Here is a 12,950-nt window from a genome sequence, read left to right as displayed (position 1 = left end):
CGGGTAAGGTAACGGTCTATCCGCAATAAAACAGCGACGGACTGCTCTTCGAGCAGCTGTTGTACATGGGAGTCGTGTTGGCGCACGGCTCCTAACTAATATCTATTCTGGTTATTCCATTTTATTACATACACTATAGTGCTGCACCCGCTCATAAAAGCTACGTCAGGCTGTTGGCTGAGTTTAACTGTATTTATGGCTTTTACCAAGGAATGATCTGCAGCTCGGGCCATTTACTTGTCCATTTGTGAGCTTTTCTGAGGTAAATCTCCTCGTCAATGAGCACTTTGTTGGGTCTTACCACGAGATTGAACAGATCCTCCAGCCCGTAAGGCGCGTAAATCTGCCAGCTTCCATCAGACTCGAGCCGTGCTCCCAGGCAGGTCGCCGTTGTTGGCCACGTATCAATTGCGGCTTCCAGTGACAGGTAAGGCTGAAGATCAATTCCGAACTTATCACGGTACCACAAGTGAACACGGGCCTCATTCTTGATATCCACCGGAAGAGGCATTCCGCGAAATAACGCTCTCCCCCGTTCCACTATCTCGTTCTCAGCCGCAAAACTCAGGTCCGCATCATCATAATAAATGATATCAATATCCTCAATTCCATAAAATGCCGGCCGGTTAGTCAATACATTCCATACACTCTGCACCAGGCAGCCTGCTCCAATATAATACGGGTGAGGCCCGAGGGAACCCGCCGCCTTGAATAAGGACATCAGCAAATCATTGCTGGTGAAGATATTGAGCAACAGATCACGAAGCCCATTATCAAGAGAGGCAGGGCTCTTACTAGCATCAAATGCAGTACCAGATTCAGCAACAGTTTCTATCACGTGGCCAGTAACTGATCTACTGACTGAGACACAGGCATGATCTGAAGCGTAAAGTGTATGCTGAAGGATCTTCTGCTCCCCCATCTTCCCCATTCTGCGCAGTCCATTATCCTTAAATCCAGATCTGGTATACAGCCTGTCCGCTGCTGTGTTCTTCTCATTTACTGCAAGTACAATCTCCCGAATAGACGGAAAATGGCATTGTATAAATGCAGGCAGCAGAGACATCGCAGTTTTGGCATACCCTTTGCCTTGAGAGGAAGCATCCATCAGGAAAGCACGCAGCAGCAGCACACCCTCGTAATCTCGATAGAAATCGGAGATCCCGCTCCCAGAATGAAGGATAAAAAAGCCTACCGCCTCTTCCCCATCTGCAATGACAATAGGATACTTATTTTCATCCTCAATAGCTGCACCCAGAGTTTCCATCGGCAATCCGGTAAAAACCGCCTGCTCATCCGGGAGCCGGAAAGCTAGCAGGCGGCTTCTATACTTTTCTTCATAGTGAACTAAAGAAATAGGCTGTTTCAAACGTTGTCCCTCCTGCACTACTTCCCCCATAATCCGGGAATCAATGGGCTCTGGAACCCCTTAGCCAAATGTTAATATTCTATAGCGGAAGCGGCAGTGTGTAATATCGGGCTTGCTGGGTATCGTCCTGCTGGTACATCACGATAAGCAGTGTACGTCCCTCTTCTTCGGTAGACGGAGGTTCCGCCAGTGCTGTGGCGACTTGCTCCAATTGTAATACTTCGTGCTCCGAGTCAGATTCCCCATGCGGTGCAGCTTCAGCATCTGATGAACCGGAGACGGTATTTGCCCGAAGTCCGCTGATCGAATCCAACACGCCGGAAAGGCGGAAAGGCAGCACTTCAAGCACCATATGCTTCTGCAACTCGCGTTCATTCAGTCCCGCTTCCGCCAGATTGGCGGATATACGCCCGGGATCAGCAGCGATTTCTTTCAGGTAAGCTGCCCACTGCGATTTCTCCAGTGTGAAATCCCACCATATTTTACGCGGCTTGTATTTGTGTCCGAGGAAGTAATCCAGTTTCATTAGTCCTGTTATGATCTCCATCTTCCCGGTCCCGCGGTCTGTCAGGAAGGCATGCAGCCTCGTGAACAGATCTTCCAGCTGATGCCCGATCTTTTGCCATCCGCGCTCTTCCCAGTAATCTCCGAACTCCTGGAAGAAATCAAACGGCGAGTCAAACACATGGCGGATCAAATATTTAAGCGTATGGTCCATCCGGTGGCTGTTCCAGTATTTCTCCAGCACATCCTCCAAACGCTTGAGCCTGATAATATCGGAGAATGGCATCACATGGCTGCTCAGAATTTCATAAGGCGCATGCTCCATATACGTGTAGTCATACTTAGCTGCTTGGGCGCGCAGACCGGTACCCCGGAGCATTTTGAGGAATCCGAGCTGCAGCTCTTCAGGCTCCATGGCGAAGACGTCGTTGAAGGTTTTGCGGAAGGTGCTGTAGTCTTCCATCGGCAATCCGGCAATCAAGTCCAGATGCTGATCGATATTCCCGCTCGCCTTGATCTTCATAACCGTACGCGACAGCTTTGTGAAGTTCTGGCGGCGTTTCACCAGCTCATTCGTCTCATCATTGGTGGATTGCACCCCAATTTCAAAGCGGAACACGCCAGGAGGGGCATTTTCAGCCAAAAAGTCCAATACCTCGGGGCGCATAATATCCGCCGTAATCTCAAACTGGAACACACAGCCCTGATGATTATCAATCAGGAACTGGAACATCTCCATAGCGTAGCTGCGGTTGATATTAAAGGTCCGGTCGAGGAACTTGATGACCTTCGCCCCGTTGCCGATCAGATAGAGCAGGTCGGATTTCACACGTTCAATATCATAATAGCGCACGCCGACCTCTATGCTGGATAAACAGAACTGACAGTTGAACGGACAGCCGCGGCTGGTCTCGAAATAGACAATTCTTTTGCCCAGATCAGGCAGGTCATCGGCAAAACGGTGCGGTGTTGGCAGCGTGTTGAGATCGCTTTTGGGTCTCGGTGGGTTGACGATAAGCTCGTCCCCCTTGCGGTAAGCCGCCCCGAATACCATATGAAACTTCCGGTCATCCCGCAGCTCCTGCAACAGATGATGAAAGGTCTCTTCCCCGTCTCCATTGACGACAAAATCGATACCCGCTTCCCGCTCCATCCAGTAGAGGGGCTCATAGGACACCTCGGGCCCGCCAAGTACAATGGTAACCTCCGGCATGACCTTCTTCAGGATGCCGACAAGTTTAACGGTCTCCTCGATATTCCAGATATAACAAGAGAATCCGATGACATCAGGGGACTTCTGATACAGGTCCGACACGATATTCATCAAAGGATCTTTGATGGTGTATTCCGCTAAATGGATATCAAATTCATGTTCACTGTAAGCCTTAAGCAGACGGATCGCCAGCGACGTATGAATATATTTAGCGTTTAATGTTGCAAGGATGACTTTCATGATGATGACCTTCTTTACATTTCATTTTGAAAAAACTCCAGGAATGCCTTGCCGTATTTCCGGTATTTGACTTCGCCTACACCTTTGACTCTCAGCATTTCCGCTTCGGTCTGCGGACAAACCACACTCATTTCACGAAGGGTCGCATCATTGAAAATAATATAGGACGGCACATGCTCGCGTCCCGCCAGCTCACGCCGGATGAGGCGTAGCTGCTCGAACACGGTTTCGTTCACCGCTGAAGGAGACAGGTCACGCGCTGAACGACTGCGGTCACGCGCGCCACTTCCGCCGCCGGCACGCGTTGGACGGGCTACCCGCTGCAATACCTGACGCTGTCCGCGGAGCACTTCCGCTGCGGGAAGCTGCAGCCGTACGACCGGATATTGTCCTTCTGACAGCGATAAGTAACCTTCCGAAATAAGGACATTGATCGTTTCAGTAATTTCTTTCTCCGTACGCTGGGACATCGCTCCATGCGTCGGCAGCGAATCAAATCCGTATTGCAGCACCTTCTGATTGCGTGAGCCTTTGAGCACAGATGACACCAGGGCCACACCATACCGCTCGCGCATACGGTGAATGCAGGAGAAGATTTTCTGCGCGTCCAAGGTCATATCAACCAGTTCACGTTCATCTGTGCAAGAACTACAGATGCCGCAAGGCTTGTCCGCATGCTCCTCGCCGAAATAATCCAGCTGTGCACTGCGCAGACAGCGGGTGGTATAACAGTAGTCGATCATCTGCTGCAGCTTACGGTACTCGTTCGCTTTGCGTTCCGGGTCTTGCGGATTCTGCTCGATCAGGAATTTCTGGGTCATAATATCCTGGGCGCTGAACAGGAGGATACATTGGCTCGGTTCCCCGTCCCGTCCGGCCCGCCCCGCTTCTTGGACATAAGCCTCCATATTCTTCGGCATATTATAATGAATGACGTAACGGACGTTTGACTTATCGATTCCCATCCCAAAAGCATTGGTAGCGACCATTACGCGGATATCGTCGTACAGAAAAGCTTCCTGACTCTCCGCCCGCTCCTGGTCTGTCATCCCTGCGTGATAGCGCCCCGCAGCGATTCCTGTGGCCTGTAATCTCTGATACAAATCGTCAACTTCCTTGCGGGTTGCGGCGTACACTATGCCGGGCCAATGGGAATGGGTCGCCGTGTAGTCCATCAGGAACTCACGTTTGTTCTCCCCCCGCAGCACCGACATTGCCAGATTGTCCCGGCCAAGGCCAGTCATATACACACCGGGATCCCGAAGTCGAAGCAACCGGATCATATCCTCCATAACTTCCGGCGTGGCCGTAGCTGTGAAGGCAGCCAGAATCGGGCGTTGCGGCAGCTCTTCGACAAATGGAGATACCGACAGATAACTGGTGCGGAAATCATGCCCCCATTGCGATACGCAGTGCGCTTCGTCCACAGCCACGCAGGAGATAGACAGACCGGCCATTTCCAGGCGGAACCAGTCCAGCTCCAGCCGCTCCGGCGCTACATACAGAAGCTTCAGCTCTCCCCGCCGTGCGGCGCGGATACGGTCGTTCACTTCCTTACCGCTAAGCGTACTGTTGATATAAGCAGCCGGGATGCCCGCGGTCGTCAAGGCGTCCACCTGGTCCTTCATCAGGGAAATAAGCGGTGATATGACTAGTGTCAGACCCGGCAGCAGAAGCGCTGGAACCTGATAGCATATGGACTTCCCGCCACCGGTAGGCATAATGCCCAGCGTATCATGTCCGCGAAGCAGGTTCTCGACGATTCTTTTCTGGCCCTCGCGGAAATCGGGGTAGCCGTAATATTTTTGCAGCTCGGCTTGAGCTTGTTCCATCGTTGGTGCCTTTATATTCATAAAGATCTTTGACTCCTACAAGTATGGTAGAGCCTATGCTTTGTCAGCATACGCTTAGTTCTATGTTTAGTTTAGCGGGCATCTGGGGTTTGAGCAACCGCAGGAAGGCTGAAGACTGCTTTCTTTTCAATAAAAAATCCAATTAAGGGCCGCCTAGGCTCCATAGTATTTCTATAAGCTCCATGGTATATTGAGGAGTACAATATTAGAGGACGGAGAATGCAGCATGAACTCAAGACGCAATCCTAAGGAAACATCCAAACGCGGCCAGAAGCCCGCATATACAGCGAAATCCCAGCCTAAGCCGGGGATGAGAAATAATAATAAACCAAATAGCAAATTTAATGCTCCCACCAAAACACCTCCACAGGGAAAAACTTACGCCGTGCAAGAGCCCTCGGAGCTGCTGCCTTTCCTACTAGAAAACGTATCCGGACGCGGGCGGAACGCGATCAAATCGATCCTATCCCGAGGTCAAGTCTCAGTGAACGGCAAGACTGTTACACAACATAACTTCCAGTTACTTCCTGGACAAACGGTAGCTATCGATATGGACAAGCAGGTACAAGCCAAAGAAATGACCGGACTTCAAATTATACATGAGGATGACGACTTGATTATTATCCAAAAGGACGCGGGACTACTCTCCATTGCCACCTCTGAAGAGAATGAGCTTACGGCCTACCGTCAGCTTACAGAACATGTCCGGCTGAATAATCCGAAGAACCGGATCTTTGTTGTGCACCGCCTGGACCGTGATACCTCTGGAGTCATGATGTTCGCCAAAAGTGAAAAGATCCAGCAGGCGCTTCAGAATACATGGAAGGATACCGTGAAAGAACGAGCCTATGTGGCACTTGTCGAAGGAGCGGTCAAAAAGCCGGAAGGTACGGTAAGCTCGTGGCTGAAGGAAACTGCAACCCTCAAGATGTATTCCAGTCCCCATGAGGGTGACGGGCAGCATGCCGTGACCCACTATAAGCTGATTCAGAACAACCGCCACTTCTCTCTGCTGGAGGTGCGTCTTGAAACCGGACGCAAGAACCAAATCCGCGTGCATATGGCGGACATTGGGCATCCGATCGCGGGTGACAAGAAGTACGGCGCCGAGACCAAAACCGTCGGACGGCTAGGGCTGCACGCACGCGTGTTATCGTTCATCCACCCGACTACGGGCGAGCTGATGACTTTTGAAAGTGAGATTCCTAAGACTTTCCTGAAATATACTGCACCTGCGCCTACGAATTAAGGGAAGTAGGGACACCTTCCGGGATGCTTGCGGATCTTGTTCGTTAAGACCAGTCATCCATAGCTTAGATCTATCCATCTGGCTGCTTCCGGCCGGGCAAGATACTCTCAATCAAAAAGGATGTTCGGTAGCTTCATCGCTGCCGGACATCCTTTTTGTATGCATTCGTATTGTGCGGTTACTCCACACCTTGCGGAGAAATAAACTCTCCGATCTCAAGTACAGGCGGGTTCACCTGCACGGAATCGGGATATTTAATCCCTGCTCCTGTGTTCAGGACTACGACACGCTCTCCCGCTTTAATCCAGCCTTGAGCGGCAAGCTTCTTCGCTGCGGCGAAGGCTGCTGCACCTTCCGGGCAGATGAAGGAGCCTTCCAGACGGGCAATATCTGCCTGCTCTCTGCTCATCTCTTCATCGGAGACAGAAACGGCTGCCCCGTCCGTCTCGTAAATCGCCTTCAGCACGAGGAAGTCTCCAAGCGCCTTCGGCACATTGATTCCAAAAGCAACCGTTTCGGAATTAGGCCAGAACTCCGAGCGCTCTGCTTTCTCTTCCCAGGCCTTGACAATCGGCGCGCAGCCCTCCGCCTGCACGGCAACAAGCCGCGGCAGCTTGCCCTGCACCCAGCCAATTTCGCGCAGCTCCAGCAGCGCTTTGTGGATGCCGATCAGTCCGACTCCCCCGCCTGTCGGATAGAGAATGACATCCGGCATTTCCCAGCCAAGCTGCTCAGCGATCTCAATCCCCATCGTCTTCTTGCCTTCAATACGGTATGGCTCCTTCAAGGTCGAGGCATCATACAAGCCGTTCTGTACTACTTCCTGCGCTACAATCTTTCCGGCATCGCTGATCAGGCCGTTCACCAGATACAGACGTGCTCCGGCCAGCGCAACCTCACTGCGGGTAATCTTGGGAGCGTCCACCGGCATAACAATCGTAGCCTCAATTCCTGCGCGTGCCGAATACAACGCCCATGCCGCTCCGGCATTTCCATTGGTCGGCATCGCCAGCTTCTGAACACCAAGCTCCTTCGCCTTCGATACCCCCACCGCTGCACCACGTGCTTTGAAGCTTCCGCTCGGTACAAGGCTTTCGTCCTTCATCATCAGGGAAGTAATGCCGTACGCTTCTCCGAGCCTCGGCAATTCCAGCAGCGGAGTCATGCCCTCGCCCAGGGTCACGACATTGCCAGGATCACTTACCGGCAGCAGTTCATGGTATCTCCACAGGTCTGCCTTCCGGCCGCTTAGCTCCGGAATGCTCCACTCCTGTTTCACTTTATCCAAATCATAGCATACCAGCAGCGGTGAACCGCAGGCACATAACTGGTGCACGGTATCCGCTCCATAGGTCTGTCCGCATTCCGGACACTCCAAATGCGATAAATAGCTGAAACTCATTAACGATCCCCGCTTTCATAGATCTGATATTCCAATTAATTCACACACTAATGAAACTTAGTATATAGGATTAATCCGTTTAATTCATCCGGTAATTCGGTATGAGAAAAGGCACCTTCTCAGGTGCCTACCTTTCACTATTCCAATTTACCGCCCTCAATAACCAGCTCATCCGTGAACCCTTCACCGTACACTTCGTTTAAGGTTTCTTTATAAGCCTGGTGGATAAACTGCTCTTTGCCTAGCGAATCCAGTTCATTGTTGATCCAATTCAGCAGTTCCGTATTGCCTTTGGCAACGGCCGGCGCAATGGTATCCTGTCCGCCAAAAGTCGGGATGGTAACCGTATAGCCGGGATTCGATTTGGCCCAGGCAATCAGTTCTGTATTATCATTGGCGATCGCTGCCCCGCGCCCGTCTTTAAGCGCCGAGAATACTTCCGTGAAGGAATCAAACTTCAGCTGTTCAATATCCGGATATTCTTTGGCAAAATACGTTTCAGCGGTAGATCCCTTGTTGATGATCAGCTTCTGCCCTTTTTCCTCAAGCTGCTCTAGCGATGTTATGGGTGCGCTATCTGGAGATACGAGGCCGAAGGAAACTTTCATATATGGATTAGCGAAATCGACTTTTTCCTTACGTTCATCGGTAACGGTAAAGTTGGCCATGATAATGTCTACCTTGTTGGATTCAAGGTACGCCACACGGCTTGCCGCATCCACCAGAACGAATTCCACCTTGGACTCATCCTCCAGCAAGTCTTTGGCAAATCTTTTCGCAATATAGACATCAAAGCCCTGATTCTTACCGTCGGCATCCACGTAGCCAAACGGCGGTTTGTCTGCGAATACGCCGATACGGATCTTATCATTCTTCTTCAACTGATCGATGGAAGCAAACTTGGATGACGATGAATCGGCTGTGCCGTTATTGCCCCCGTTATTTCCGCATGCGGTTAACCCCATCAATAATGAACTGACCGCCAATGACAGTACTGCTAATCTAAACCCTTTCTTCATCCCTCTTCATCTCCTGTTTCTATAATTTATCGTATTGAAAAATATCTAGAAAGTGCTGTGCACGTTCTGTCGCCGGCTGGGTGAAAAATTGCTGCGGATCCGCAGTCTCGCAAATACTTCCTTCGTCGATGAACACAATCCGGTCCCCCACCGATTTGGCGAAGCCCATTTCATGCGTCACGATAATCATGGTCATCCCCTGGCGGGCAAGACCCAGTATCACATCCAGTACTTCCCGGACCATCTCTGGATCAAGCGACGCCGTTACTTCATCAAATAGAATGATTTCAGGATTCATGCACAACGCCCTGACAATCGCGATCCTTTGCTTCTGGCCTCCCGACAGTTGACGCGGATAAGCTTCCTTGCGGTCTAATAGGCCAACTCTCTCCAGCAGCTGCTCAGCCTGCCCCAAAGCCTCACCCTTGTCTCTCTTCTGCACTTTTAAAGGCCCGAGCAAAATATTCTCAATCACCGTCAAATGCGGGAATAAGTCATAATTCTGAAACACCATGCCGATATGCTGCCGGATCTCCCGCCAGTCAACAAGATCCCCCGCCAGATCCTTGCCCTGATAATGAATAGAGCCTCCTTGCACCGACTCCAGTCCGTTCAGGCAGCGCAGGAATGTGCTTTTTCCGCAGCCGGACGGGCCAAGAATAACAATGACTTCTCCTTTATGAACCTGAAGGTCGATACCGTTCAGCACCTTCCTGTCACCAAAATTCTTATGCAGCCCCTTTACTTCCAGCAACAATTCTCCTGAGTCTGTCATTTCATCCATTCCTCTCCTCTGCTAATTCTGCCATCTGCGTTCAAATCTCTTGGAAAGCCTGGATAACGGGAAGCATACAAGAAAATATAAGATGAAAATAAAGCCGTATACCCAGAATGATGCCGCAGGTGCTTTAATGACATTCAGCTCGATAATCTGCTGCCCGATTTTGACCACTTCGATCACACCGATCAGAACAACAAGAGATGTTGTCTTTACCATGCGGGTTGCCAAATTAATGGATGCCGGAAGCATCCGGCGAAGCGCCTGAGGAATCAGAATATGAATATATAGCTGCCGGCTGCTGAGACCCAGTGCCTTGCCGGATTCCACCTGATGCCTGGGCATCGATTCCAGCGCGCCGCGGACAATATCGCCAATCTCGGCGGCACCCCAGAGGCTGAACACAAGAATAGCTGTCGCTTCACCGCTCATATCGATATGCAGCAGCGGTGTGAAGCTGAAATGTACGGTATACAGCCAGACCAGGATGGGGATGATTCGGAAAGTCTCCAGATATAAACGCAGGATAAACTTCAGCGGCTTTGACTTCCAGGTTCTCATCAGTCCCAAAAGAATCCCCAGTAAAGTCCCAATCACGATAGAAATGAACGAAATTTCAACGGTAACGAGCAGGCCGCCCATCAGCCGCTCGAAGTTTGAACCTTCAAATAAAGCGCTAATCCCCGAATTCTGCATATCTTACCTTCCTTTCGAGCCAAGTCAGCGCAAGGGACAGCGGCAGGATCAGAACAAGATAGGCCAATACCAGCAGCAGCAGCGATTCCGCTGTTTTGTAATGCATGCCAATCAAATCTTTCGCCACGTTCATCAGATCCATTAGGGCAATAGCCCCCACAATGGAAGTCTCCTTGAGCAGGAAAATCACATTAGCCCCTAGTGCAGGGATGCTTATCGCGAACGCCTGGGGAAGAATAACGTGCCTGGCAAGCTGCACTCTGGAGAGCCCTATGCTAAGCCCCGATTCAATCTGCGACTTCCCCACAGCCTCGATTCCGCTGCGGAAAGCCTCCGTCATGTAGCTGCCGCCTAGGAAAGTAAGACCCACAATGGCGCAGGTTACTTCGCTCATGCGAAGGCCTATCTTGGGCAACCCGTAATATAGGAAAAAAAGCTGGACAAGTAGCGGAGTATTCCTCGAAAGCTCGATGTAAGCATGAATTATCACACTGACGCCCTTAATCCTGTAGTAAAGCACGATACTGAACAGCAGCCCCAGTATAAGCGAGAACAGAATCGCCCAGAACGCAAGCTTCACTGTCAGCCACATCGCCTCGCCGTAGAGAGGCAAGTTGTGAATAATAAACTCCCAGTCTAGATTCATTGACGTGTACCCTCTGTCTGTATTTTTTAAGCCCCCATAAAACTGTGTATTCCCATGAGTTTAATCAGTAACTGATGAGAACAATTCACATCTTATGTCAAACCTTACATACCGCGATATGATTTTATTCACACTATTCCAACTGACTAACTATGCTTTGCAACATTATTAATGTCTTACGCGTCATGATACAATATAAAGACATCAACCAAAGTATCCAAAAGAAGGTGCCTCTGTTGTTCCATCCTACAGTTTTCGAAAATATCAAGATTGCCTTTGAGAATCAGATTTATGATCTGGACAATCTGGATGAGACCGTTATCATCACAGGCCGCTCCGACTTGTTAGACCTTGCGGTCATGTCCCGGGAATTCAAGTTATCCTTCCAGCTCAGAGACCTCGAACAAGTAACGGCGCAGGTTGTGCTGTTATCTTCCCTTAAGGATCTGGGAGACGAAATCCTGGATGTACCCGGTACCAATCCCGGATGTACGTTGCTGCTGCGTTTTTTCCTGGGAATTACGGACGAGAAATTGCAATGTGAAGTCATTCAGGAGTTGCTGAAGGCCATTTGGGGCCAGGATACGCAGCTTGAACAGACCTTAAGCTATATCTACGGTGTGGAACGCACGCTACGCAAGAATACGATTGAACTGAAGTTCAAACGGCAGATTACTGAGAACCAGATGGAGGATATTCCGTCACTGCTGAACCACATGCTGCAAAGTTTGGAAGAGCTGAACTCGATCACTTAAACCATTAAGAATCCCTCATTACATCCCAATGAAAAGAGGTAGATCAACATGTGCTACTTGCCTCCTGCCAAAAGCAAGCAATGGCTCTTCTGGTTTCCGTTCTATGCCCTCCTCCTATGGCTGGCGTTTGTACTGCACCGGTTCGTCTTTCTGGATAATCAGGCGGATGGGTTAATCCTGCTTCGCTTGGGGCTCTTCGCTCTGGCGGTCTCCGCCATTGTCAGCGGTTTCGGCTGGCTTGGTGCGCGTCTGGTGTGGCTCTTCTCCACCATAGGGATTATTCTGGGAGTGGTTCAAATGATTCTCACGACTTACCGCGATATGTCGGGCTGGGAGGATCTCGCCGGGTTTCTGATGTTTATGGTCTTTATGATCGGGGGCTTCGCTGCGGGTCTGGTAGCAGAAGGGATCAACCTGCTGATCAAACGTCAGCGCAGGCATTCCTGATATGTCCAATGCCTTCCTGACGAAAAATGCGCTCGCCCACTCGCTGAAATCGCTGATGGAGCATACGCCGCTGAATAAGATATCGGTCAAGCATCTGGTGGATGACTGCGGTCTGAACCGTCAGACCTTCTATTACCACTTCCAGGATATTTTTGATCTCCTGGGCTGGATCTACCGCACGGAAGCGGTCGAGAGCATCGCCCAGTACCGGAGCTATAGCACATGGACGGATGGTTTCTACCGTATCTTCCGCTACATCGAAAGCAATAAAACCTTTTGTTACAACACGCTGGATTCACTGGGTCGGAACCATCTGGATATCTATCTGTACGAAGTGACCAATGATCTCGTCATGGGCGTCATTCATGAGCTGGCTGAGGGCATACATGTCAGTGAAGAGGATAAACGCTTTATCGCCAATTTCTACACGCTGGCCTTCACCGGCCTGGTGATCCAGTGGATGAGGGACGGGATGAAGGAGCAGCCAAAGCAGATCATTGAGAAGCTCAGCGGTCTGATTGAAGGCCATTTTCTTCGAGCGCTGCATAAATACGAGATCAAGCCGTCTTGGCCTTAAGGTCAGCGGCTTTTTTGTGGCTGCATAGAGACTGTAGGTACCTTCCTGCTGCAACTCCGCTCGAATTCTGTCTATTCGCTAGACACTTTATCTGAAGTGACCAAAATTCATACACTTGCGGGTTTTTGGATATTTTTTCCTTGTAAGCATTGGTTTACATTAGGGACATGAACAGCATTCAGTAAACCTAATGGAGGCGGCA

The 12,950-nt window shown here is 50.4% G+C and carries 12 protein-coding genes; 4 read left to right on the top strand and 8 right to left on the bottom strand.

Going from position 1 to position 12,950, the window contains the following annotated elements; translation table 11 throughout:
• Window positions 1–202 precede the first annotated feature (202 nt).
• From ACAN55_RS12165 to recQ, 3 genes are all read right to left on the bottom strand, one after another.
• The gene (locus ACAN55_RS12165) at window positions 203–1,369 is read right to left on the bottom strand and encodes a nucleotidyltransferase family protein (RefSeq protein WP_379132675.1); all 1,167 of its coding nucleotides are present in this window, start codon (window positions 1,367–1,369) and stop codon (window positions 203–205) included.
• A gap of 79 nt (window positions 1,370–1,448) precedes the next feature.
• The gene (locus ACAN55_RS12160) at window positions 1,449–3,326 is read right to left on the bottom strand and encodes a B12-binding domain-containing radical SAM protein (protein ID WP_379132673.1); all 1,878 of its coding nucleotides are present in this window, start codon (window positions 3,324–3,326) and stop codon (window positions 1,449–1,451) included.
• A 14-nt stretch (window positions 3,327–3,340) separates the two neighbouring features.
• Complete coding sequence (gene recQ, locus ACAN55_RS12155) at window positions 3,341–5,179, bottom strand: DNA helicase RecQ (protein WP_379132671.1); 1,839 nt, start codon at window positions 5,177–5,179, stop codon at window positions 3,341–3,343.
• 310 nt (window positions 5,180–5,489) lie between these two features.
• Here recQ and ACAN55_RS12150 point away from each other — a divergent pair, with 310 nt between their 5' ends.
• Window positions 5,490–6,428: an RluA family pseudouridine synthase gene (locus tag ACAN55_RS12150; protein ID WP_379132872.1), complete on the top strand. Its 939-nt coding sequence runs from the start codon at window positions 5,490–5,492 to the stop codon at window positions 6,426–6,428.
• A gap of 178 nt (window positions 6,429–6,606) precedes the next feature.
• Here ACAN55_RS12150 and ACAN55_RS12145 read toward each other — a convergent pair whose 3' ends face one another.
• The 5 genes from ACAN55_RS12145 to ACAN55_RS12125 all read right to left on the bottom strand — a co-directional run bounded on the left by ACAN55_RS12145 (window position 6,607) and on the right by ACAN55_RS12125 (window position 10,969).
• Window positions 6,607–7,830 (bottom strand): threonine synthase, encoded by a 1,224-nt coding sequence (locus tag ACAN55_RS12145; protein ID WP_379132668.1) that lies wholly within the window; start codon window positions 7,828–7,830, stop codon window positions 6,607–6,609.
• Window positions 7,831–7,967: 137 nt separating this feature from the next.
• Entirely contained in the window at window positions 7,968–8,849 is an 882-nt protein-coding gene (locus ACAN55_RS12140) for a cysteine ABC transporter substrate-binding protein (protein ID WP_379132665.1), read from the bottom strand.
• 19 nt (window positions 8,850–8,868) lie between these two features.
• Window positions 8,869–9,624, bottom strand: coding sequence for an amino acid ABC transporter ATP-binding protein (locus ACAN55_RS12135; protein ID WP_379132662.1), 756 nt, complete (start codon window positions 9,622–9,624; stop codon window positions 8,869–8,871).
• A gap of 21 nt (window positions 9,625–9,645) precedes the next feature.
• Window positions 9,646–10,323, bottom strand: a complete 678-nt coding sequence (locus ACAN55_RS12130; protein WP_379132659.1) for an amino acid ABC transporter permease — start codon at window positions 10,321–10,323, stop codon at window positions 9,646–9,648.
• Window positions 10,304–10,969: an amino acid ABC transporter permease gene (locus ACAN55_RS12125; protein WP_379132657.1), complete on the bottom strand. Its 666-nt coding sequence runs from the start codon at window positions 10,967–10,969 to the stop codon at window positions 10,304–10,306. Before ACAN55_RS12125 ends, ACAN55_RS12130 begins: the two co-directional genes overlap by 20 nt.
• A 185-nt stretch (window positions 10,970–11,154) precedes the next feature.
• Here ACAN55_RS12125 and ACAN55_RS12120 point away from each other — a divergent pair, with 185 nt between their 5' ends.
• Genes ACAN55_RS12120 through dhaS form a run of 3 tightly spaced genes read left to right on the top strand, consistent with a single transcriptional unit; the run spans window position 11,155 to window position 12,748 of the window.
• Complete coding sequence (locus ACAN55_RS12120; protein WP_379132655.1) at window positions 11,155–11,724, top strand: hypothetical protein; 570 nt, start codon at window positions 11,155–11,157, stop codon at window positions 11,722–11,724.
• A 48-nt stretch (window positions 11,725–11,772) separates the two neighbouring features.
• On the top strand, window positions 11,773–12,171 hold the full coding sequence (locus ACAN55_RS12115; protein ID WP_379132652.1) for a hypothetical protein: 399 nt from the start codon (window positions 11,773–11,775) through the stop codon (window positions 12,169–12,171).
• A gap of 1 nt (window position 12,172) precedes the next feature.
• Complete coding sequence (gene dhaS, locus ACAN55_RS12110) at window positions 12,173–12,748, top strand: dihydroxyacetone kinase transcriptional activator DhaS (protein WP_379132649.1); 576 nt, start codon at window positions 12,173–12,175, stop codon at window positions 12,746–12,748.
• Window positions 12,749–12,950: the final 202 nt, after the last annotated feature.

It is taken from the genome of Paenibacillus oryziterrae (genome assembly GCF_042610485.1).
GTDB lineage: Bacteria > Bacillota > Bacilli > Paenibacillales > Paenibacillaceae > Paenibacillus_AQ.
The sequence above is the reverse complement of the archived record's forward strand: the minus strand, read 5'-3'. Positions and strand labels throughout refer to the sequence as shown.